We start from the raw sequence: 23191 nt of genomic DNA on the forward strand, positions 1-23191 counted from the left end.
TGGCGTCCCGGCGACCTACCCTGACGGACCGTCAGGGAATTGGCCAGGGTCTGGGGGCAGTGACGTGCGCAGCGAGCTGTTGGCGGGGAAAACGGTCGTCGTGTCCGGCGTGGGCGCGGGCCTCGGCCACCGGGTGGCGGAGGCGGTGCTGCGCGACGGGGGCAACGCCGTCCTCGGCGCGCGTACGGAGTCCCGGCTCGCGGAGTGCGCCGCCGCGCTCGACCCGGACGGCGGGCGGACGGCCTGGCTGCCGACCGACATCACCTCCGAGGCGGCCTGCGGGCGGCTCGCCGCCCTCGCGGTGGAACGGTTCGGGGCGATCGACGCGGTGGTCCACGTCGCGGCGTACGACACCTGCTTCGGCGGTCTGGAGTCGGCCGACTTCGCCGTCTGGCAGCAGGTCCTGGACGTGAACCTGCTCGGCACGCTGCGGATGACGCGGGCCTGCCTGCCCGCGCTGAAGGCGGGGCCGGGCGGGTCGGTCGTCATCATCGGCACCCAGTCGGCGATCGCCGCGCCGACGGAGGTGGAGCAGGCCGCCTACGCGGCGTCCAAGGGGGCCCTGACCTCGGCGATGTACTCCCTGGCCCGGGAGCTGGGCCCGCACCGGGTCCGGGTGAACACGGTGCTGCCGGGGTGGATGTGGGGACCGCCGGTGGAGGGGTACGTGGCGTACGCGGCGGAGGCGGAGGGGGTGCCGGAGGCGGTGGTCAGGGACCGGCTGAACGCCCGGATGGCGCTGCCCGCGATGGCCACCGACGCGGAGGTGGCGGACGCGGTGGTCTTCTTCGCGTCGGAGCGGTCGCGGGCCGTCACGGGGCAGCAGTTGCTGGTGAACGCGGGGGAGGTGATGCGCTGAGGGGGCGGGTGTGCCGGGGTCGGACGCGTGGTTTCCCGTGCCCCTGAAGGGTCACCTCGCGCAGGGACGGGATCATCCGCGCGGATACCGGGCGAGCCAGCCCGGGGCGCCCGTGCCGGGGCCGTGCAGCGAGGGGCCCTGGGTCATCTCCATGGCGAAGTCGTCCGCCAGTTCCAGCACCGTGGCGCGGCCCTCCACCTCCACCACCCAGCCCGCCGGCAGCGCCGTCTCCCCGTGCATCGCCCCCAGCAGCGCCCCGCACAGCGCTCCCGTCGCCGCCGACGCCCCGCCGTGGTTCACCGCCAGCCGCAGCCCGTGCCCGACGTCCTGCCCGACGAGGGCGCAGTAAACGGCCACCGCCAGCACCCCTTCCGGGCTGCGCCCGTCCCCGAGCCCCGCCACCCGTTCCGGCGACGGCAGCCCCTGCCGCACCCCCTCCAGCGCGCCCCGCAGCGCGTCGCTGACCGGCTGGTGGCCCGGCCGGGCGGCGAGCTGCGCCAGTGCCCCCTGCACGGCCGCGTCCAGCCCCTCGCCCCGCGTCAGCCCGTGCACCACCACCGCCAGCGCGCCCGCGGCCAGGCAGGACGCCGGATGCCCGTGGGTCTGCGCCGCGCACTCGGCGGCGAGCTGGAGGACGAGCGGCGCCTCCCACCCCACCAGCAGCCCGAAGGGGGCCGCCCGCACGACGGCCGCCGGGTCGCGGGAGGCCGGGTTGTGCGGGGCCTCCAGCGTGCCCATGGCAGGCTCGCGCAGCGCCCCCAGGCACTCCCGGCCCGGGGAGCGGCGTACGTACAGCCACTCCTCGCGGGCCAGCCAGCCGTCCTCGGCGCGCCGCTCGTCGGGGCCCCAGTCGTGCTGGGTGGCGGCCCACCGCAGATAGGCGCGGTGCACGTCGGTCGGGGGGTGCCAGGCTCCGGTGTCGCGCCGCACCTGGGCGCGGATCAGCCCGTCCACGGTGAAGAGCGTCTGCTGGGTCCCGGCGGTGACCGCGCCCCGCCTTCCGTACGCGGGGACCAGGTCGACGACGCCCGCCTCGCCGTGCTGCTCCCGGATCGCGTCCAGGGAGAGCGGGTCCACGGCGGCTCCCAGGGCGTCCCCGATCGCGCCGCCGAGCAGCGCGCCGCGCACCCGGCTGCGGAAGTCCTGCTGCTCCCTACGGCCCCAGAGGCCGGACGCGGCGGCGGTGGCAGTGCTGCTCATGGCGCGCCACGATAGTTGATCGGCTTGCGTCGTTTCAGGTCCGGGAGGAACTCGGAAAGACGCAAGCCGATCGGAAGCGGGCGGATTCGGTCTCCGCGGGACTCGGTCGGGCTCGGCCGGGCCCAGTCGGCCGGGCTCAGTCGGTGATGGGGATCTGCCCGTTCGCGGTGGTGCCGGTGGAGGCGCCGGCTCCGGTGACCGACCCCGTCCCCTTCTGGGCGATCCCCTTCAGCAGCGCCGCCAGGTCGACCCCGGTCGTGGAGCTGAGCAGTTCCATCCCCTGTGCCACGTTGTCCGTGACCGTACGGGACAGTTGCGAGGCCCCGTCCGTGGAGATCACCGTCATCTTGTCGATGGCGCTGAGCGGCTCGGCCGCCTTCGCCACCACCTGCGGCAGTGCCTCCACCAGCATCTGGATGACGGCCGCGTCCCCGTACCGCTCGAACGCGTCGGCCTTCTTCTGCATGGCCTCCGCCTCCGCCGAACCCTTCGCGGCGATCGCGGCGGCCTCGGACTCGCCCTCGATGCGCACCGCCTCGGCCAGCGCGGCACGGCGCAGCTTCTCGCCCTCACCGGTGAGCCGGGAGCGCTCGGCGTCCGCCTCGGCCTCCTTGACCTGGCCGATCCGGCGCGCCTCGGCCTCCTGCTCGGCCTGGTAGCGGGCGGCGTCGGCGGGCTTGCGGACCTTGGTGTCGAGCTCGCGGTCGGTCAGCGCGGCCTGCCGCTGGGCGACCTTCTCCTGCTCGGAGAGGACCTCCTGCTGGCGTGCCGCCTCGGCGAGGGGTCCCGCGGCGTTCGCCTTCGCGGCCGCGGCCTCGGTCTCGACGCGGATCTCGGCCTGCTTGAGGTAGAAGGTCCGCTCCGCGATGGCGATCTCCTCGGCCGCCTTCAGCCGGGCCTGCTCGGAGGCCCGCTTGGCGATGGCCTCCGCGATGTCGGCCTCCTGGCGGGCGCGGGCGGCCTCGGGGCGGCCCAGGTCCTCCAGGTAGGAGCCCTCGGTGGTGATGTCGTGGATCTGGAAGGCGTCGAGCACCAGGCCCTGCCCGGAGAGGCTGGCCTCGGCCTCCTCGGCGACCTGCCCGGCGAACGCGGCCCGGTCCCGGATGATGTCCTCGACCGACATCCGCCCGACGATGGCGCGCAGCGCGCCCGAGAGCACTTCCTGGGTGAAGCTGACGATCGAGCCCTGCTGCTGGAGGAAGCGCTGGGCGGCGGCCCGGATCGCGTCCTCGTTGCCGCCGACCTTGACGATGGCGACGCCTTCGAGGTTGGCCTTGACGCCGCGCAGGGTGACCGCGCCGCGCACGGAGATCGGGATCTGCCGGCTGGACAGGTCGAGCGTGGACTTCTGCTGCACGAACGGCACGACGAAGACGCCGCCGCCGACCACGACCTTCTGGCCGCTGTTGTCGGTGCTGATCCGGCCGGTGACCGGATCGGTGGACTTCTTGCCGCGCCGGCCGGTGATGATGAAGGCCTCGCTGGGCCCGGCGACCTTGTAGCGCGAGATGACGACGAGGGCGATCAGGACGAGGAGTACGACGACTCCGACGACCGCGATGACGACTGGACTCATGAATCATTCCCCCGATGTGGGTAGTGCGGGTCGTGGCAGTGCAGGGGCGGCCGCGCGGACGGTCCGTGCGGACACGTCAGCGGTGCGCGCGGGGCGGTTCAGCGCTCGACGGGCCGGACCGACACGGAGGTCGAGGACAGGCTCGCCTCGACCCACACGTCGGCGCCCCGGGCCACCGGCAGCGCGCTCTTCGCCGCGTACTTCACCGGCTGCCCGCCGAGGCGCACGAGCACTTCTCCGTACCCCCCGGCCGGAATGGCGGTGACCACCCAACCGGTCGTCCCGATCAGGTCCTCGCCGCGCGGGGTCGCGTCCGTCTGGTCGCGCATGAGCACCCGGGTGAACTTCCAGGTGGCCCAGGCGGCGACGAGTCCGGCGACGATGCCCACCCCCGTGGCGGCACCGGCGCCCAGACCCGTTGTGCCGAGCGTGATCGCCCCGGCGAAGCCGAGCATCGCGGTGAAGCCCGCGATCACCGGCAGCGACAGCAGCCCGTCGAACAGGCCCTCCAGGGCGGAGAATCCGCCGAAGAGGCCCTCCAGTATTCCGTCGAAGACCAGCGCGAAGAGCAGCAGCACCACACCCGCGATGCCGAGACCGAGAAACAAGGTCATGCCTGCCCCTTCCCCGTGAGCGCCGGAGTTCCTGACTTCACTGAGCTGAGGGAACTCTCGCACATGGCACTGACATTCGACATTGCCCGATCCCGGCAGTCTTTACGCGTTCTTGATGCCGGGCGTGCCTGCCGGGCGGGCCCGGCGTCGCGAGGACGCCGAAGGGCGCCGCCGCACCAGCGACGACGCCCCTGCCCGGCGGGTGGTTCCGGGTCAGTCCCCCACGATCGGCAGCAGTTCCGGAAGGTGTCCGTCCGAGGCGTGCGCGGCGTCCACGCGCTCCTGCGGCACCTCGCCGTACAGCGTCGTGCGCGGCTTTGAGGGGCGGCCCGCCGCGTCCGCGATGGCCACGAGGTCCCGGATCGAGCGGTACGAGCCGTAACTCGACCCGGCCATCCGGGAGATGGTCTCCTCCATCAGCGTGCCGCCGAGGTCGTTCGCCCCGGAGCGGAGCATCTCGGCCGCGCCCTCCGCGCCCAGCTTCACCCAGCTCGTCTGGATGTTGGTGATGTGCGGGTGCAGGAGCAGACGGGCCATCGCGGTGACGGCCCGGTTGTCGCGGACGGTCGGTCCCGGGCGGGCGATCCCGGCGAGGTAGACGGGCGCGTTGGTGTGGATGAACGGCAGGGTCACGAACTCCGTGAAGCCGCCGGTCTCCTGCTGGAGGCGGGCCAGGGTGCGCAGGTGGCCGAGCCAGTGGCGGGGCTGGTCCACGTGTCCGTACATCATCGTGGAGGAGGAGCGCAGTCCGACCTCGTGGGCGGTCCTGATCACGTCGATCCACTCGGCGGTGGGCAGCTTGCCCTTGGTGAGGATCCAGCGGACCTCGTCGTCGAGGATCTCGGCGGCGGTGCCGGGAACGGACCCGAGCCCGGCCTCCTTGGCGGCGGTCAGCCACTCCCGGAACGAGAGCCCGGTGCGGGCGGCCCCGTTGACCACCTCCATCGGCGAGAAGGCGTGCACGTGCATGTCCGGCACCCGGTCCTTGACGGCCCTGGCGATGTCGAAGTACGCCGTGCCGGGCAGGTCGGGGTGGATGCCGCCCTGCATGCAGACCTCGACCGCGCCGACCTCCCAGGCCTGCGCGGCCCGGTCGGCGACCTGGTCCAGCGACAGCGTGTACGCGTCGGCGTCGGTGCGGCGCTGGGCGAAGGCGCAGAAACGGCAGCCGGTGTAGCAGACGTTGGTGAAGTTGATGTTGCGCGTGACGATGTATGTGACGTCGTCGCCGACCACGTCGCGGCGCAGGGTGTCGGCGATCCGGCACAGCTCGTCCAGGGCGGGGCCGTCGGCGTGCAGCAGCGTCAGCGCCTGGGCGTCCGTCAGCTTCGTCGGATCGGCGGCGGCTTGGGACAGCGCGGCCTTGACCTCGCCGTCGACGCGGCTGATGTCGCCGCTCATCTGCGAGGGCACCATGCCGGGGGCGGCGGCCTCGCGCAGTGCCTCCCAGTCGCCGTACACCGCGTCGAAGTCGTCGCGGCGGTCACCCGTGCGGCCGGTGGTGTCGATGGTGCGGTGCAGGTCGGTGCGGCCCGCGCCGGTGAAGGACTCGTCGGGCTCCTGCCAGGGGAGACCGGCCGGCGTCACGTCCGTACGGGCGAGGCCGGTGGCCGGGTCGGCGAGGGCGGTCACGTGCGGGACGATCCGCGGGTCCAGCCAAGGTTCGCCGCGCTGGATGAACTCCGGGTAGACGGTGAGGCGTTCGCGCAGTTCGAAACCCGCGTCGCGGGTCCGCGCGGCCAGTTCGTCGATGTGCGGCCAGGGGCGCTCGGGGTTGACGTGGTCGGGGGTCAGCGGGGACACCCCGCCCCAGTCGTCGATGCCCGCGCCGATGATCAGCGCGTACTCGTCGTCGACGAGGTTCGGCGGGGCCTGGATGCGGGCCGAGGGGCCGAGGATGTGGCGGGCGACGGCGATGGCGGCCGCGAGCTCCTCGAGCTCCGCGTCGGGCATCCTGCCCATCGCCGTGCCCGGCTTGGCGCGGAAGTTCTGGACGATGACTTCCTGGATGCCGTGGTAGGCGCGGGCCGTCCTGCGCAGCGCGAACAGGGAGTCGGCGCGCTCCGCGTAGTCCTCGCCGATGCCGATCAGGATGCCGGTGGTGAAGGGGACGTTGGAGCGGCCCGCGTCCTCCAGCGCGCGCAGGCGGACGGCGGGCTCCTTGTCGGGGGAGCCGTGGTGCGGGCCGCCGGGCTCGCTCCACAGCCGGGTCGCGGTGGTCTCCAGCATCATCCCCATGGAGGGCGCGACGGGCTTGAGCCGCTGGAGCTCGGTCCAGGTCATCACGCCGGGGTTGAGGTGCGGGAGGAGTCCGGTCTCCTCCAGGACCCGGACGGCCATCGCGCGCACGTACGCCAGGGTGTCGTCGTACCCCTCGGCCGCCAGCCACTCCCGGGCCTCGGGCCAGCGGTCCTCGGGGCGGTCGCCGAGCGTGAACAGGGCCTCCTTGCAGCCCATCCCGGCGCCCTTGCGGGCGATGTCCAGGACCTCGTCCGGCGACAGGAACATGCCGTGTCCCGCGCGGCGGAGCTTGCCGGGGACGGTGACGAAGGTGCAGTAGTGGCACTTGTCGCGGCAGAGGCGGGTGAGGGGGATGAAGACCTTCTTGGAGTACGTGATGACGCCGGGCCGGCCGACGGCCGCCAGCCCCGCGTCCCGCACGCGGGCCGCGGACGCGGAGAGGTCCGTGAGGTTCGCGCCGCGCGCCTGGAGGAGGACGGCGGCCTCCGTGGCGTCGAGGGCGACGCCGTCACGGGCGCGTTTGAGGGCGCGCCGCATCGCGTTGTCCGTGGGGCCTTGGCTGGGGGGGTGCGTTGCGGGGCTGGTCATGTCCCGAGGATACGTTCGACGCGGGGGCGGGGTGCGGGGCCGGAGGGCGCCCGGTGAGGCAGCCCGTCACCTCACCTCCCCGCCCTGTGGGCCACCGCGGCCGTCCTGCCGCCCCCGCCCCCTTGGGCGACGGGGCCGCCCCAAGGGGGCGAGGGGGGTACCCCCTGCTCGAGCGCAGCCGAGAGCTTGGGGGAGGGCGGGCAAGGGGGCGGCCCCTCCCGCTCCCGGCCCACCCGGGTGCCGCCCCTACCCGAGCGCCTGTACCGGGCAAGCTCCTCCGCCAGGGCCGTGAGCCCAGCACCCGTACCGGATGCGTCAGCCCCTGCCGCTCGGGCAGGGAGGCCCCGGACCCGCCCCTTTCCCTAAAGCGCTCGCCGCGCGGCCAAGGGGAACGGTTCCCGTGCGGGTGAGTGGGTGGCTGGGCGCGCAGTTCCCCGCGCCCCTGGACGGGGCGCCGCCCCGGTGGGGGAGGTGCGGGTGCGTCGTGGTGGGGGTTAGAGGTAAGTCGTGTACTCGTCGAGGAGGGGGAGGAGCTTCTCGGGGGTGGACGGGGGGAGTTGGAGGACCACCTCCGGCACGTCCAGGGACGCGTAGTGGGCCAGTTTGCCCGTGCTCGGCAGCACCGCGTACGGCACCACCTGGAGGTCCTCCGGGTCGCGTCCCGCCTCCTCCCACACGCCCCGCAGCACCGGGATCGACTCCGCCAGCCCCCGGCCCCCGATCGGCATCCACCCGTCCGCGTACGCCGCGATGTCCGCGAAGAGGCGCGGGCCCGCCGCCCCGCCCAGCAGGATGCGCGGTGCGCCGCCCGCCGGCTTCGGGTGGGCCTCGCTAGCCCGGACCGAGTTGAACCCGCCCTCGTGGGCGGTGGGCGCGGGCGCCCACAGGGCCCGCATCAGCGCGACCCGGTCGCGGGCCAGGTCCCGGCGCGTGGACCAGTCCACCCCGTGGTCCGCGGCTTCCTCCTTGTTCCAGCCGAAGCCGACCCCGAGGGTGAAGCGCCCGCCGGAGAGGTGGTCCAGGGTCGCCACCTGCTTGGCCAGGTCGATCGGGTCGTGCTGGGCGACGAGGGTGATGCCGGTTCCGAGGGCAAGGCGTTCCGTCACGGCCGCCGCCTGGGCCAGCGCGACGAAGGGGTCGAGCGTGCGGCCGTACTCGCGCGGCAGGTCGCCGCCGCCCGGGTACGGGCTCTCCCGGGACACCGGGATGTGCGTGTGCTCCGGCAGGTAGAGCCCGGCGAAGCCCCGCTCCTCCAGTTCCCGGGCCAGCCGTACCGGCGTGATCGTCTCGTCGGTCAGGAAGATCGTCGCAGAAATCCGCATGGAAGCCCCTCCGTCGGTCGCCTGTCGGCCGCCCCACGCTACGGCGTGCCGTGCCGAAAGCCGAGGGCCCGCGGGCCGGGGGTCAGTCCCGGACGGTCATCGGCGGGGTGTCCTTGGTCAGGACGGCGCCGCGGAAGAACGCCGGGCTGCGGCGCTGCATCACCAGCATGATGACCAGGCCGACCAGGAGCAGGCCCACACCGATCACGAAGACCGAGCCGACGCCGAAGACGGACGAGCCGCTGCCGTACGCCGGGTCCCACATGTCGTAGAGGGTCTTGAAGAAGACCGCCGTCAGGAGCGCCCCGCCGAGGACCGGGAAGACGCCCTTGAAGAGGGCGTCGCGCGCGGACGCGGTGAGGTCGCGGCGGAAGTACCAGGCGCAGGCGAACGACGTCAGCGCGTAGTAGAAGCAGATCATGAGGCCCAGCGCGTAGATCGTGTCGACGAGGACGTGCTCGCTGACCAGGGTCATGACCGTGTAGAAGATGCCGGTCGCCACGCCCGCGTGGACGGTGGCGCGGCCCGGGCTCTTGAAGCGGGGGTGCACGCGCGCGTAGGAGGCGGGCAGCGCCTCGTACGCCGACATGGCGAGGACCGTGCGGGCGACCGGGATGAAGGTCGTCTGGAGGCTCGCGGTGGCGGAGGCGAGGACCGCGACGAAGAGCGCGATGCCGAGGACGGGGCCCATGACCGGGCCCGCGAGGGCGGCGAAGACGTTGTCGGAGGTCTCCGGGTTGCCGAGACCCAGGCCCTGGTCGCCCGAGCCGACGGCCATCTGCGCGGCGACGGCGGTGGCGAGGTAGGAGCCGACCAGGACGACCATCGCGATGAGGGCCGCGCGGCCGGGGGTCTTCTCGCTGCCGGTGGTCTCCTCGTTGGCGGTGAGACAGGCGTCCCAGCCCCAGTACATGAAGATCGAGAGGGAGAGCCCGGCGGTGAAGGCGGCGAAGGAGCCGACCGAGAAGGGGTTGAACCAGGACCAGGAGAAGTCCACGCCGCCCGCGAACCCGGGCAGGCCGCTGCCCGCCTTGCTGAACGCCATCACGACGAAGACCGCCAGGACCGCGAGCTGGAGGCCGACCAGGGCGTACTGCACGCCCTTGGTGGCCGTCATGCCCCGGTAGCTGACCAGCGTCGCCAGGGCGATCAGGGCGAGGCAGGTGAGGATGTGGACGGGTTTGTTGCCCTCCAGGGCGGCGATCTTCTCGCTGCCGGTGAGCTCGCCCGCCAGGAGCCAGAAGTACGAGGTGGCGACGCCGGCGAGGTTGGAGAGCACGATGATCGTCGCGACGACCAGGCCCCACCCGCACATCCAGCCGACCCGGGGGCCGAATGCCTTCACCGTCCAGGTGAAGGAGGTGCCGCAGTCCGGCATGACCTTGTTCAGCTCGCGGTACGCGAAGGCGACCAGCAGCATCGGCAGGAAGCCGGCGAGGAAGATCGCGGGCATCTGGAGGCCGACCTCGCCCGCGGTGGAGCCGAGGGTGGAGGTCAGGCAGTAGACGGGGGCGACGGTGGAGATGCCGATGACCGCGCTGCCGAGGAGGCCGACGGAATTGCCGCCGAGGCCCTTGCTGCGTACGCCGTCGCCGGAGGTGTTCAGGGCTGCCCCCTCGGTCCCCTTGGCGACGCCCCTTACCGGGTCTCCGGTCTGCGGCCTTGATTCCACCTGAGTCATGAAAGGGACGTTAGGCCCTGCGGTTTCCACATCCGGAGGGTGAAGTTCCGTTTCAAGATCCTTGAGTTGAAAGGGTGGAGACCCGGTTTCATGCGAGGTTATCGCGGGTGTAATGCTCCGTACACCTTTGAAGCGGAGGCCGCGGAGGGCGTCCGCACATTGCGGAAACCGTAGGACCGTCCGGTATGCCCGTTTTCAAAATTTCCCGTCCTCCGTCGCGAGCACCACATGTGCGCCCGGCGCGGACTTCCGGGGCCCGTCCCTCGGAGCGCCTTTCCTGATCTTCGCGGCACGGGAGGCGGGCGGCGCGCGAAGGGCGCCGACCGCCTCCGTCACCGGGCAGCCGTGCCGGGTGGCACGGGCCGTGCCGTCCACGTCGCGGGGCCGGCCGGGGGCCGGTGCCTCTCGGTGGCGCCCCAGGTGGTGAGGTAGGACTCGGCACCCGTCATCAGGTCCTGGACGGTGTCCTGGCCGCCGCTGAGGCGGATCTGCTCGATCCAGTCGGGGACCGTGCCGACGTGGGCGGCGCCGTCGGTGTTGAGGTCCCAGACGCGTTCGCCGGTCCGCTGCCGGTCGACGAGGGAGCCGCCGTCGGCGGTGCGGAAGGGGTACTTCACCGCGTTGGGGGCGTCCGGGCCGCCGGGGGCGGGCCAGCCGCCGACGCCGTTCATGTCGGTGCCGTAGCCGAGGCCGACCCCGTACTTCTGGCGCAGCGGCCTGGTGCCGGCGGCCTCCTGGTGGAAGCCGGCGGCGGCGGTCATGTACCCGGCCTTGAAGCCGCCCAGCCGGTAGAGGCGCTCCAGCCAGCCGTCGTCCATCCAACTGTGGCTGGAGAGGACGCCGGGGTAGTCCGCCGACTCCAGGAGGTCGAGGGTGCGGGCGGCCGCCTTGACGCTCATGTGGTCGATTTCGAGCATCATGTTGCGCTTCATGAGGCCCTTGACGGCGTACTCGCCGAGGCCGGTGAGCCCCCGGACGTTGCACTTGCCGCCGTTGTCGGCGGGCACCCGGACGCCCGGGGGCAGCAGCCTGGTCACCTCCGCGGGAGCCTTCGCGTCACCGGCCGGGTTGTCCTGCCGCGGGCCCGCGCACTGCTCGGTGCGCCAGAAGGTGCCGGTGGAGAGGAACTGGCCGATGTTGACGGCGGTGCCGATGGCGCCGTTGTCCATCCGCACTCCGCACAGCGCGTTGTCGAACTTGTGGCACAGGAACATGCTGCGTACGCCCAGTCCGTACAGCTCGTCGAGACCCCTGTCGATGTCGCCCCTGCCGCACTGGGGGACGCCGAGGATCTGCTTGCAGCCGAAGGGCTCGGAGGTCTCCACGCCGAGGACGACGGCCAGCTTGCCCTGCTCGACGACCTTCCGGGCCTGGGCGGAGTCGGTGACGATGCGGAAGAAGCCCTTGCCGGGGCCGCCGTAGACCTTGTCGACGTAGGCCTGCATCTCGTACGTCTTGCGGGCCTGGAGGCGGATGGAGTCCATCTCGTCGCAGCCCCGGTCGCGGGCGTAGACCGAGCAGAGCAGGCCGTTGGAGACGAGGTCGTTGACCAGCACCCGCTGGCCGCCGCGCCAGGCGCGCTCCAGCCAGGCGTAGTAGTTCTGCTGGTGGCTCAGGGAGTCGTGGGCGGGCCAGTCCTTGAAGGTGGGCCAGCCGACCGGGTCGTGGTGGCCGTCGGCGCCGCCGGTGATGTTCTCGAAGAGGGCGAGGGCGCCGTCGGGGTAGTGCTCGGGGCAGTCCTTGAGGGCGGTGGCGACGCCGGCCTCGTCGAAGGGCTTGCCGCAGATGATGCGGCCGCCGAAGCCCTCGTTGGACATGAGGTGGTTGTGGGCGTCGACGAAGCCGCGCACCTCGCCTCGGCCGTCGGCGCCCCGGAAGGGTTCGCCGGTGACGTTGATCTGCGAGTCGGCGGCGGGCCGGGCGGCCGGCTCCCACCAGGGGGTGTCGGCGCCGGCGGACCGGGGGGCGGTCAGGCCGAGGGCCAGCAGGAGGGCGACGACGGCGGCGTGGAGGCCGTGTCTGCGATGAGGGGTCATCCGGGCTGCCTCCGGTCCGGGACGGCACGCGCCGACGGACGCCCCCGTGAGGTGTGACGGTCGTTACCCGCGCGTAGGTCCGTCGAGGATCGCCGTCACCTGACACACAGTCAAGAGACGGCGCACAACAGCTCGTTGACATCTCAAGAGCCGCACCGGACCGCCACAGCACCTCCACTCCGAGCGGCGGACGGACGGCAGGGGCGGTCAGCCCGGCCAGACCACCGCCTGCACTTCGCTGTAGGCGCGCAGGGCGTAGGAGCCCACGTCGCGGCCCACCCCGCTCTGCTTGAAGCCGCCGAAGGGGGCCTCCATGTTGCGGCCGACGGTGTTGACGCCGACGCCTCCGGCGCGCAGGCGGCGGGCGACCCGGAAGGCCCTCGCCACGTCCCCCGACCAGACGTAGTCGATCAGGCCGTAGTCGCTGTCGTTGGCGAGCGCGACGCCCTCCTCCTCGTCGTCGAAGGGGACGGCCACGACGACCGGCCCGAAGATCTCCTCGCGGACGATCCGCATGTCGTTGGTGCAGTCGGCGAAGAGGGTGGGGGCGACGTAGAAGCCCCGGTCGAAGGACGGCCGTTCACCGCCCGCGAGCAGACGTGCGCCTTCCTTCCTGCCGAGTTCGACGTACGACTCGACGCGGTCGCGGTGGGCGGCGGAGATGACCGGGCCGACGACGGTCCCGGGGTCCTTCGGATCGCCGATCCTCAGATGCGTGAGGTACGCCCGCAGCCTCTCCAACAAGGGTTCGTACACCGCACGTTGGGCCAGCACCCGGGTGGGGGCGGTGCAGATCTGGCCGCTGTAGAAGGAGAAGGTGGTGCCGATCCCCCGCACCGCCGCGTCGAGGTCCGCGTCCTCGAAGACGAGCGCGGCGCCCTTTCCGCCCAGCTCCATGAGCTGGCGCTTCATGCCGCGTCCGCAGACCTCCGCGATGCGCCGGCCCACCTCGGTGCTGCCGGTGAAGCTGACCATGTCGACGTCGGGGGCCGCCACGGCCGCCTCGCCGACGCCGACCGCCGCGCCGTTGACGACGTTGAGCACCCCGGGCGGCAGGCCCGCCTCGGTGAGGGCCTCCGCCATCGCGAAGACGCTCAGCGGGTCCTGCGGGGCGGGCTTCACCAGCACCGTGTTGCCCGTCGCGAGGGCGGGGGCGATCTTGCCGGCCGGGTTGGCCCAGGGATTGTTGTAGGAGGTGACGCAGGTGACGACGCCGACCGGGTGGCGGACTTCGACGGCTCCGAAGACGCCCGCCCGCCCCATCGGACCCGCCTCGTTGATCTGCGGCGGGAGCGGTGTCTCGGTCGGCTCCAGCGCGCCCTTCGCGTACCGCCGGAAGCGGGCCTCGCCCACCGCGACCTGCATGCCGCGCGCGGTGCCGGTGGTGGCGCCGGTCTCCGCCCGGGCGAGCCGGGTGTAGGCGTCCGCCTCGCGCCGGACGATGTCGGCGGCCCGGTCGAGAACGGCCGCGCGCTCCTCGGGGCGGGTCCTGGACCAGGAGGCGAAGGCCTCGCGGGCGGCGGCGGCCGCCTCGTGCACCTGCTGCTTGCTCGCCTCGGGGGCGAGGCCGACGACCTCCTCGGTGGCGGGGTCGATCACCTCGTAGTGCCCGGCGGCGGGCTCGACCCACTCGCCGCCGATCAACAGCTTCTGCCGGCGCGTCACCTGGTGCTCACCGTCCTCGTGTCACGGCCGGAGCGCAGGACCGTGCCCGGGACCGCGCCGGTCACCCGGTCGTCGCGGATGGTCTCGACGCCGTTGACGCGGACGCTCACGATGCCCAGCGCCTTGGAGTCCAGGCGGGGGCTGTCGCCCGGCAGGTCGTGTACGAGGGTGGCGGGGCCCGCGTCGACGCGCTCCGGGTCGAAGAGGACCAGGTCGGCGTGGAAGCCCTCCTCGATCCGGCCGCGGTCGCGCAGGCCGAGGAGCCGGGCGGGGTCGTCGGTGAGCATCTTCACGGCCGTTTCGAGGGGCAGGAGCCTGCGGCCGCGCAGGCAGTCGCCGAGGAAGCGGGTCGTGTACGGGGCACCGCACATCCGGTCCAGGTGGGCCCCGGCGTCGGAACCGCCGAGCAGCACGTCCTCGTGGGTCCAGGTCTCGCGGCGCAGGGCCCAGGAGGCGGGGTCGTTGTCGGGCGGCATGGGCCACAGGACGGTGCGCAGCTCGTCGTTGGCGCATATCTCGACCAGGCAGGTGAAGGGGTCCTGGCCGCGTTCGGCGGCGATGTCGCGCACGACGCGGCCGCTGACGCCCTCGTTCGCCTGGCTGTACGTGTCGCCGATGACGTACCTGCCGAAGTCGGCGAGGCGGCGGAAGACGCCGGCCTCCCTGGAGTCGGCGCGGCGGAGCATCTCCGTACGGACGACCGGGTCGCGGAGCCTGGCGATCCGCTCAGGGACGGGCAGGGCGAGGACGTCTCCCCAGCCGGGGATGAGGTTGAGGGCGCAGAAGGTGCCGAGCGACATGTTCATGGGCGTGAGGATCGGCATGGTGAGCGCGACGATCCGGCCGCCGGCCTTGCGGGCGCGTTCGCTGGGGACGAGCTGGCGGGGTACGCGTTCGGGGACGGCGGCGTCGACGGTGAGGACGTTCCAGTTCAGGGGGCGTCCGGCGGCGGCGCTCATCTCCACGAGGAGGTCGATCTCCGCGTCGTCGAACTGGTCGAGGCAGCCCGCGACGATGGCTTCGATCTGGGTGCCCTCGTGCTCGCCGACGGCCTTGCTGAGGGCGAGGAGTTCGGCGGGGCGGGCGTGCCGGGAGGCGACGGGCCTGCCGTCGCCGTCGGAGTGGGTGGAGGACTGGGTGGTGGAGAACCCCCAGGCGCCGGCGTCCATGGCGTCGTGGAGGAGACGGACGAGCTCGGTGAGTTCCTGCTGGGTGGGCTGCCGGCCGGTGACCGCGTCGGGGCCCATGACGTAGCGCCGGAGCGCGCAGTGCCCCACCATGAACCCCGCGTTGACGGCGATCCGCCCTTCGAGGGCGTCGAGGTACTCGCCGAAGGACGACCAGGACCAGTCGACGCCCTCTTCCAGCGCGGCCAGGGCCATCCCCTCGACCTTGGACATCATGCGGCGGGTGTAGTCGGCGTCCTCGGGACGGTCGGGGTGCAGGGGCGCGAGGGTGAAGCCGCAGTTGCCGCCGGCGACGGTGGTGACGCCGTGGTTGAGGGAGGGGGTGGCGTACGGGTCCCAGAAGAGCTGGGCGTCGTAGTGGGTGTGCGGGTCGACGAAGCCGGGGGCGAGGACGAGGCCGGTGGCGTCCTCCTCGGTGCGGGACGCTTCGGTGAGGGTGCCGGGGGGTGCGATCGCGGCGATGCGGCCGTCGCGGATGCCGAGGTCGGCGGGGCGGGAGGGGGTGCCGGTGCCGTCGACGAGGGTGGCGTTGCGGATGAGGTGCTCAAGCATGGGATCCTCTCGGTTTCATTCTCTTCCCGGCCGGCCGCGCGAGGCGCCCCTTCAGGGGCGCGGGGAACTGCGCGACCAGCCACGACGCCCCCGCAGTGAACCGGAGGCAGCCGCGCGGCGAGCGCTTTAGGGAAAGGGGCGGGTCCGGGGCCCCTTCTGCCCGAGCCGGGCGGGGCTGTGCGTCCGGTACGGGGCTGGGGTCTCGGCCTGGGCGAAGTCGCGTGCCCGGCGCAGGTGCTTGGGCAGGGGGCGGCACCCGGGTGGGCCGAGAGCGGGAGGGGCCGCCCCCTTGCCCGCCCGTCCCGCCCCCTTGGGGCGGCCCCGTCGCCCAAGGGGACGAGGGAAGCGGGAAGGGCGGCCCCGTCGCCCAAGGAGGCGGGGCGGCGGGGCAACTGCGACGCCCGAGGGGATGGGGGTGGCAGGGTGGCTGCGAAGTCCAAGGGGGTGGGGGAAAGGGCGGGCCCGTTGTTCATGGGGTGAGGGGGGGTGGCCGAGGGGGTGCCGGGGGCAGGGGGGATGGGCCGCCCCCCCCGGGGGGTCATCCCTGGCGCATCCGGGAGGTCCGGTGCACGGGATCCGTGTCGATCCCCGGAATCACATGCTCCCCGATCAGCCGGATCGTGTTCATCGTGTCCTCCCGCGACACCCCGATCGGCAGCCCGAACGACAGTTGGTCCGCCCCCGCCCGCTCCCACCGCCGGCACTGCTTCAGCACCTCGTCCGGGTCCCCGCAGATCATCAGCTCCTCGGCGATGAGCAGCTCGATGATCTCCTCGCTGTACTCCGGCAGCAGCTCCGGCCACTCCGGAATCCCCTCCGGCCGCGGAAACGTGTCGTGGTAGCGGAACAGCAGCGACTGCAGGTAGTTCAGCCCCCCGTTCACCGCCACCTGCACCGCCTTCTCGTGCGTCTCGGCGCAGATGGCGGTGGACGTGACCATCACGTTGTCGTTGACGAACGCCCCGACCGGCTCCGCGTCCTTGACCGCCGTCTTGTACGACTCGACGACCCACTCCATGTCCGCGACCTTCTGGACGCTGAAGCCGAGCACCCCCAGCCCCTTCTTCCCCGCCATCGCGTACGACGACGGGGACCCGGCCGCGTACCACATCGCCGGGTGCGCCTTCCCGTACGGCTTGGGGAGGATCTTCCGCGGCGGCAGCGACCAGTGCTTGCCCTGGAAGCCCTGGTACTCGTCCTGGAGCCACATCTTGGGGAACTCGGAGATCGTCTCCTCCCAGATCTCCTTGGTGTGGTTCATGTCGGTGATCCCCGGCATGAAGCCCAGGATCTCGTGCGACCCGGCCCCCCGCCCGCTCCCGAACTCGAACCGGCCCCCGCTCAGGTGGTCGAGCATGGCCACCTTCTCCGCGACCTTGACGGGGTGGTTCACCGGCGCGAGCGGGTTGAAGATGCCCGACCCCAGATGGATCCGCTCCGTGGCGTGCGCCAGGTACCCCAGGAACACGTCGTTCGCCGACAGGTGCGAGTACTCCTCCAGGAAGTGGTGCTCGCTCGCCCACGCGTACTTGAACCCCGACTTGTCCGCCTGGATGACGTACTCGGTCTCCTCGATCAGAGCCTTGTGCTCCGCCTCGGGGTCGACCTTGGCACGCGCGGCAGGCACGTAACCCTGCACGAAGAGACCGAACTCCACTGAAGTTCACCGTCCTTGAGGTTTTCTGACGCACCGTCAGTTCTCTGTGCGACCGACTGTTCCACCGCGCCACCGGACCGTCAATACTGACGGCCCATCAGATGGCGGTCAGGTCACGGAGACCCCCGCGAGCCATCCCCCGTCCACCACGAACGGCTGTCCGGTGATGTACGAGGAGTCCTCGGAGGTCAGGAACAGCGCCAGCGCCGCCACCTCCCGCGGGCGGCCGATCCGACCCAGCGGCACCAGCTTCCGGTAGAGCTCGGCCACCCCCGCCGCGGCCCGCACCGGGTCCGCGTCCGGGTCCAGCGACGCCGGGTCGGTCATCGCCGTGTCCACCGCCCCGGGGCACACGGCGTTCACCCGGATGCCCTTCGCCGCCAGCTCCAGCGCCGCCACCCGGGTCAGGCCGAGGATCGCGTGCTTCGTGGCGGCGTAGGCGCCGACGTACGCCATTCCCGTCAGCGCGGTGTACGAGGCGGTGTTGACGATGGTGCCGCCGCCCGCCGCCGCGATCTCGGGCGCGACGGTGCGTATGCCGAGGAAGGCGCCGACCTGGTTGACCTGGATGATCTGCTGGAACTCCGCCAGCGGGGTGTTCAGCAGCTCGTTGAAGCGCAGGATGCCGGCGTTGTTGACCAGCCCGTCGATCTTCCCGAAGGTCTCCTTGGCGGCGGCGACGGCCGCCGTCCAGTCCTCCTCGCGGCTCACGTCGAGGTGGACGTACAGCGCCGCCTTCTCCCCCAGCTCCGCCGCCAGCGCGGCCCCCTGCTCGTCCAGCACGTCCGCGAGCACGACCTTCGCGCCCTCCGCCGCGAAGAGCCGCGCCTCCTGCTCGCCCTGCCCGCGCGCCGCTCCCGTCACGACGACGACCCGGCCGTCCAGCTTGCCCATGCCCACCACACCCCTACTGGTTGAGGAGCGGTGCCACCTCGGCGGCGAACACCGCCATCTGCTCCGTGAGTTCGTCCACGCCCCGGCTGCGGAAGCGCACCTGGATCTGGTCCACGCCCATCGCCCGGTACGCCCGCAGCGACTCGGCGACGGCGTCCGGTGCGCCGGTCAGCGTCCGCCGCCCGACGTCCCATCCCGGCGCACCGACGTACAGCGGCTCGGCGATGGCCCCGATCTCGATCGGCTCCTCGATCCCCGCCTTGTCGCGCAGGCGCAGCAACTTCGCTATCTGCGAGGGGAGTTCGGCGCGCGGGTCGCCCTGCGGCAGCCAGCCGTCGCCCCGTACCGCGGCCCGGCGCACCGCTGCGGGCGACGACCCGCCCACCCACACCGGGACCCGCTCCCGCGCCGGACGCGGACGCTGCCCGAGGCCGCTGAACGCGTACCGCTCCCCCGCGAACTCCGGGAACTCCTCCGGCCCCAGCGCCGCCCGCAACGCGTCGATCGACTCGTCCAGCACCGCCCCGCGCCCGGCGAAGTCGGCGCCGAGCGCGGCGAACTCCTCCCGCACGTGCCCGGCCCCCACCCCGAGCACCAGCCGCCCCCCGCTGAGGTGGTCCAGGGTGGCGTACTGCTTGGCGGCCGCCAGCGGATGCCGCAGCCCCACCACCGCCACATGGCTCAGCAACTGCACACGCTCGGTGACGGCGGCCAGATAGGAGAGGGTGGCCACCGGGTCGTACCAGACCGTGCCCATCGCGTCGGCCAGCCGGCGCGGAACGGCGACGTGGTCGCAGACCGCGATGTACGCGAATCCGCTGCGGTCGGCGACACGTGCCACCTCGGCGAGCTCGGCCGGTCCGGCCGCCGCCTCCCACCCCTCCGCGTAGATGACGCTCTGCGACTGCACGGGAAGCTGCATCCCGTACGACAGCCGCCCTTCGGGCAGGACCCGGACCATGAGCTGACCCCCTGATCTGACGGGCCGTCAACGGCGTGACGACCGCCCCATCGTCATTGCTGACGGACCGTCAGGCAAGGGGTGGAACGCCGCCGGTTACCTGACCGGCCAGTCGGCCCGCTCGACCGCCGCCGGCTCCCGGCGCTCCCGCCGCTCACGTCCGCGCCCGCGTCCCACGCCCGCCTTCTCGGCGGCCGCGTACAGTGACCGCAGCGCGATCAGCATGACCCCGATGTCGTCGAGCAGCACGGGATCGGGCAGCAGATCCACGGGGCTGACGAGATACGCCACGGCCCCCCAGAACAGGACCTTGTTCTCGACCGGAATCCCCGCCTCCGTCAGGAGCTTCCGGGCCTTCACCATCTTGACCAGCAGGATCACGGCGAACACGACCATCGCCACGACCGCGAGCCCTGCCAGGACCAGCAGGACGACCGTCCCGTCACTCATATGCCCTCCTCGTCGCTCCGCCCGTCGGGCGTCCCCCTCCGTGTACCCGGACGAAGCCGTTCCGCCACGCACCGCTCCCGGGTTCCCCCGGGTGCACCGACCACCCACCTTTAAGTGCGTACTTGAGCGCGGCGGCACGGGCCCCGAAGCTGGACGCAGCCCACTCGGGCCCCACTCCACCCCCTCCGCAAGGGAGCTCCGCCATGCCCGCACCCGCCACCGAGACCCCCCTGTCCCCTCTGGCCCCCCTGGTCACGAAGCCCCCGGTGACCGTCCTGGGCCTCGGCCTGATGGGGTACGCCCTGGCCGACGCCCTGCTCACGGCGGGCCACAGGGTGACTGTCTGGAACCGCACCCCCGCCAAGGCGGCCCCGCTCGTCGCACGCGGCGCGCACCTGGCAGGATCCGTCCGCGAGGCCCTGGAGGCCGGCCCCCTCACGATCTCCTGCGTCCTGGACTACGCCGCCCAGCGCGCCCTGCTGGCCCCCGCCGCCGGGGCCCTCCACGGCCGCACCCTGGTCAGCCTCACCAATGGCACCCCGGCCCAGGCCCGCGAGACGGAGGCGTGGGCGCTGGCCCTGGGGGCGACGTACCTCGACGGCGGCATCATGGCCGTCCCCCACCAGATCGCGACACCGGAGGCCTTCCTCTTCTACAGCGGCGCGCAGGACCCCTTCGACCAGCACCGCGCCACCCTCGCGGTGCTGGGCACCCCGCACCACCTGGGCCCGGACGTGTCCCTGGCCTCCCTCTACGACCTGGCGCTGCTCAGCGCGATGGACATGATGTTCGCGGGCTTCCTCCACGCGACGGCGGTGGCCACCTCCCACCCGGGCACCACCGCGACGGACTTCGCCCCGCACGTGGTCGCCTGGCTGACGAGCATGCTCGGGATGGTCCCGGTGATGGCCGCCGACATCGACTCCCCGGCCCCGCCCGCCTACGCCCAGTCCATGGACCTGGTGGTGGCCGCCGCCCAGAACATGGCCGACGCGGCCCGCGAGGCGGGCGTCCGCCCGGACCACTTCGACCGCACGGTGACGGAGCTCAAGCACCGCATCGCCGTCGGCGAAACGGAGTACACCGCCGCCTCGGCCCTCACCCACCTGCGCCTCCCGGCCCGGGTCTGAGCCGGGCGCCGGACGTCGCAGACGGTGGGCGGTGCGGCGCGGGCGCCGGACCGCCCCGTTGCGCTGCGGGTCGGGTCAGGGGGACGGCGGGGAGGTCTGCGGTTCGGCGGCGCGGCGGTATTCGGCGTTGAGCCGCTGGGCCTCTTCGAGCTGGTCCTCAAGGATCACGATGCGGCAGGCGGCCTCGATGGGGGTGCCCTGGTCGACGAGTTCCCGGGCGCGGGCGGCGATGCGCAGTTGGTAGCGGGAGTAACGGCGGTGGCCGCCCTCGGAGCGGAGCGGGGTGATCAGCCGGGCTTCGCCGATGGCGCGCAGGAAGCCCTGCGTGGTGCCGAGGAGTGCGGCGGCCCGGCCCATGGTGTAGGCGGGGTAGTCATCGTCGTCGAGACGGCCGAGCGAATCATCCACTGTCATTGGCACCTCACTGTTGTCATGTGCACCTCTCCGATGGAACGCGTGGAGGGGCCCTGGTGCTCTTCGCACCAGGGCCCCGAAGGAACTGCTACACCATCTGTCGGCCTGAGTACTGCGCCGACCTTCTGTTTCCGCCTACCCGGTCGATACTGCGCCGGGGCTGCGGGGATCGCGGTTGCTTGACCGGAGACCACCTCACTATCGCGATGTCCTGCGGTACCCGGGCGCTCACTCTTCCACCCGGGCGATCCTGATGGCGTCTGGCTCCTCCGTTCTCCCTCTGGGAACAACTTGCCGTACTGCTACTTCGGTACTGCGGGGGTACTGCGGGGTACTTCTCACTGCGGGCACTGCTGGTACTGCGGGTACTGCGGGTGGCGGCCCCTGATCACTGCGGGCCACCCGGTCCGGTCGCCAGTCCCGTCGCCGTCCTGCACATTCCCTGGCTTCGACACTCCGCCACCGGGCCGTTCTGCGTACTGCGGTACTTCGGTACTGCTGCCCGCCAGTTCGTGTCTGGCGAGCCCTGCTCGATCTCTCGATCTCGGCTACAAGAAAAACCATAACCCTGTAGCCAACGAATGTCTACCTTCGCCAGGGCAGATTTTCGGTGGCGCCCGAAGGAGGCAGTCGGCGGTCACGGGTAAGGGCCCCGGCGGGCCGCGCCGCCCCTCACCTGCCCGGCCACAGGCCCTCCGGGGTCAGGCCGAGGAGGTCGATCGCGTTGCCGCGCACGATGCGGTCCACCACGTCCGGGGCCAGGTGGCCCATCTGGTCCTCGCCGACCTCGCGCGACCGCGGCCAGGTGGAGTCCGAGTGCGGGTAGTCCGTCTCGTACAGGACGTTGCCGACGCCGATCGCGTCCAGGTTCCTCAGGCCGAACGCGTCGTCGAAGAAGCAGCCGTAGACGTGTTCGGCGAAGAGCTCGGACGGCGGGCGGTGCACCTTGTCCGCGACTCCGCCCCAGCCCCGGTTCTCCTCCCAGACCACGTCCGCGCGCTCCAGGATGTACGGGATCCAGCCGATCTGGCCCTCCGCGTACATGATCCGCAGGTTCGGGAAGCGTTCGAACTTGCCGCTCATCAGCCAGTCCACCATCGAGAAGCAGCAGTTGGCGAAGGTGATGGTCGAGCCGACGGCGGGGGGCGCGTCCGCCGAGGTCGAGGGCATCCGCGAGGACGAGCCGATGTGCATCGCGACGACGGTGCCCGTCTCGTCGCAGGCCGCGAGGAAGGGGTCCCAGTCGTCCGTGTGGACGGACGGCAGGCCCAGGTGCGGCGGGATCTCCGAGAAGGCGACCGCGCGGACGCCCCGCGCGGCGTTGCGGCGGACCTCGGCGGCGGCGAGTTCCGCGTCCCAGAGCGGGACGAGGGTGAGCGGTATGAGCCGGCCCCGGGCCTCGGGGCCGCACCACTCCTCCACCATCCAGTCGTTGTACGCCCGCACGCCCAGCAGCCCCAGTTCGCGGTCGGACGCCTCGGTGAAGGTCTGGCCGCAGAAGCGGGGGAAGGTCGGGAAGCACAGGGCGGACTGCACGTGGTTGACGTCCATGTCGGCCAGCCGGTCGGGGACCGAGTAGGACCCCGGGCGCATCTGCTCGTAGGTGATGACTTCGAGCTTGATCTCGTCCCTGTCGTAGCCGACGGCGGTGTCCAGGCGGGTCAGGGGGCGGCGCAGGTCCTCGTACACCCACCAGTCGCCGATCGGGCCCGCGTCGCCCTTCTCGCCCATCACCGGTGCGAACTTCCCGCCCAGGAAGGTCATTTCCCGCAGGGGGGCGCGCACGATGCGCGGGCCGGTGTCCCGGTACCTGGCCGGGAGGCGGTCCTGCCAGACGCCGGGGGGCTCCACCGTGTGGTCGTCCACCGAGATGATCTTCGGGAAGCCGTCCGTCCCGGCTGTTCCGGCCGCCTCCGTCGTTCCGGCCGTTTCCGTCGTTCCGGCTGCTCCCGCCGTTCCTGTCGTTCCGGCCGTCCCCGTCGTTCGGGCCGTTCCGGTCGTCGCGTCCATGGCGCACGTCTCCCTGCTCGTCACCGCACCTGGCTCCAACGAGCGCCACGGTACCGCCGATCTGACGATCCGTCAGGTGCCCGTGCGCACCGGACGGCCGCGCCCCGCACCGGCATTCCTGAGGTTCCTCTGAGGTTCCCCTGCTGACGCCCTC

At 72.4% G+C, this 23191-nt stretch carries 17 protein-coding genes and 1 pseudogene; 3 read left to right on the forward strand and 15 right to left on the reverse strand.

Going from position 1 to position 23191, the window contains the following annotated elements:
• Positions 1-64 precede the first annotated feature (64 nt).
• The gene (locus ACIP93_RS01085; RefSeq protein ID WP_401754308.1) at positions 65-859 is read left to right on the forward strand and encodes an SDR family oxidoreductase; all 795 of its coding nucleotides are present in this window, start codon (positions 65-67) and stop codon (positions 857-859) included.
• A 72-nt stretch (positions 860-931) separates the two neighbouring features.
• On the opposite strand, the gene ACIP93_RS01090 is transcribed toward ACIP93_RS01085, so the two are convergent.
• From ACIP93_RS01090 to ACIP93_RS01150, 13 genes and pseudogenes are all read right to left on the reverse strand, one after another.
• Positions 932-2059 carry an ADP-ribosylglycohydrolase family protein gene (locus ACIP93_RS01090; RefSeq protein WP_401754311.1) on the reverse strand — a complete coding sequence of 376 codons (1128 nt, stop codon included), beginning with the start codon at positions 2057-2059 and terminating at the stop codon, positions 932-934.
• A gap of 136 nt (positions 2060-2195) precedes the next feature.
• Positions 2196-3635, reverse strand: a complete 1440-nt coding sequence (locus tag ACIP93_RS01095) for an SPFH domain-containing protein (RefSeq protein WP_345221893.1) — start codon at positions 3633-3635, stop codon at positions 2196-2198.
• Positions 3636-3733: 98 nt separating this feature from the next.
• A complete protein-coding gene (locus ACIP93_RS01100) occupies positions 3734-4249 on the reverse strand; it encodes a hypothetical protein (protein WP_345221890.1) in 516 nt (171 codons plus the stop codon).
• A gap of 213 nt (positions 4250-4462) precedes the next feature.
• On the reverse strand, positions 4463-7078 hold the full coding sequence (locus ACIP93_RS01105; protein ID WP_401754315.1) for a bifunctional FO biosynthesis protein CofGH: 2616 nt from the start codon (positions 7076-7078) through the stop codon (positions 4463-4465).
• 494 nt (positions 7079-7572) lie between these two features.
• Positions 7573-8400 carry an LLM class F420-dependent oxidoreductase gene (locus tag ACIP93_RS01110; RefSeq protein WP_401754318.1) on the reverse strand — a complete coding sequence of 276 codons (828 nt, stop codon included), beginning with the start codon at positions 8398-8400 and terminating at the stop codon, positions 7573-7575.
• A gap of 82 nt (positions 8401-8482) precedes the next feature.
• A complete protein-coding gene (locus tag ACIP93_RS01115; RefSeq protein ID WP_401754321.1) occupies positions 8483-10081 on the reverse strand; it encodes an APC family permease in 1599 nt (532 codons plus the stop codon).
• Between the two features lie 377 nt (positions 10082-10458).
• Positions 10459-12117, reverse strand: a pseudogene (locus ACIP93_RS01120) (hypothetical protein); the annotation flags it as partial.
• Positions 12118-12324: 207 nt separating this feature from the next.
• The gene (locus tag ACIP93_RS01125) at positions 12325-13782 is read right to left on the reverse strand and encodes an aldehyde dehydrogenase family protein (protein ID WP_345221884.1); all 1458 of its coding nucleotides are present in this window, start codon (positions 13780-13782) and stop codon (positions 12325-12327) included.
• Positions 13779-15521 (reverse strand): amidohydrolase family protein, encoded by a 1743-nt coding sequence (locus ACIP93_RS01130; RefSeq protein WP_401754324.1) that lies wholly within the window; start codon positions 15519-15521, stop codon positions 13779-13781. The genes ACIP93_RS01125 and ACIP93_RS01130 overlap by 4 nt, the downstream gene beginning before the upstream one ends.
• Positions 15522-16059: 538 nt before the next feature.
• Complete coding sequence (locus ACIP93_RS01135) at positions 16060-17178, reverse strand: LLM class flavin-dependent oxidoreductase (RefSeq protein WP_345221880.1); 1119 nt, start codon at positions 17176-17178, stop codon at positions 16060-16062.
• A gap of 108 nt (positions 17179-17286) precedes the next feature.
• Positions 17287-18072 (reverse strand): SDR family NAD(P)-dependent oxidoreductase, encoded by a 786-nt coding sequence (locus ACIP93_RS01140; RefSeq protein ID WP_401754327.1) that lies wholly within the window; start codon positions 18070-18072, stop codon positions 17287-17289.
• 13 nt (positions 18073-18085) lie between these two features.
• The gene (locus ACIP93_RS01145) at positions 18086-19033 is read right to left on the reverse strand and encodes a TIGR03619 family F420-dependent LLM class oxidoreductase (RefSeq protein WP_401754330.1); all 948 of its coding nucleotides are present in this window, start codon (positions 19031-19033) and stop codon (positions 18086-18088) included.
• Positions 19034-19129: 96 nt separating this feature from the next.
• Positions 19130-19483, reverse strand: a complete 354-nt coding sequence (locus tag ACIP93_RS01150; RefSeq protein WP_401754333.1) for a YkvA family protein — start codon at positions 19481-19483, stop codon at positions 19130-19132.
• Positions 19484-19686: 203 nt separating this feature from the next.
• Between ACIP93_RS01150 and ACIP93_RS01155 the strand changes: the two genes are divergently transcribed.
• The gene (locus ACIP93_RS01155; protein WP_401754335.1) at positions 19687-20613 is read left to right on the forward strand and encodes an NAD(P)-dependent oxidoreductase; all 927 of its coding nucleotides are present in this window, start codon (positions 19687-19689) and stop codon (positions 20611-20613) included.
• A gap of 75 nt (positions 20614-20688) precedes the next feature.
• On the opposite strand, the gene ACIP93_RS01160 is transcribed toward ACIP93_RS01155, so the two are convergent.
• Positions 20689-21027 (reverse strand): MerR family transcriptional regulator, encoded by a 339-nt coding sequence (locus tag ACIP93_RS01160; protein WP_345221871.1) that lies wholly within the window; start codon positions 21025-21027, stop codon positions 20689-20691.
• 672 nt (positions 21028-21699) lie between these two features.
• Positions 21700-23037, reverse strand: coding sequence for an amidohydrolase family protein (locus tag ACIP93_RS01165; protein WP_401754338.1), 1338 nt, complete (start codon positions 23035-23037; stop codon positions 21700-21702).
• On the opposite strand from ACIP93_RS01165, the gene ACIP93_RS01170 reads away from it, so the two are divergent.
• The gene (locus tag ACIP93_RS01170) at positions 23036-23170 is read left to right on the forward strand and encodes a hypothetical protein (protein WP_345221868.1); all 135 of its coding nucleotides are present in this window, start codon (positions 23036-23038) and stop codon (positions 23168-23170) included. The two genes, ACIP93_RS01165 and ACIP93_RS01170, sit on opposite strands and share 2 nt — an antisense overlap.
• The last annotated feature ends 21 nt before the right edge of the window (positions 23171-23191 follow it).

Source organism: Streptomyces sp. NPDC088745, assembly GCF_044751045.1.
Lineage (GTDB): Bacteria > Actinomycetota > Actinomycetes > Streptomycetales > Streptomycetaceae > Streptomyces > Streptomyces cremeus.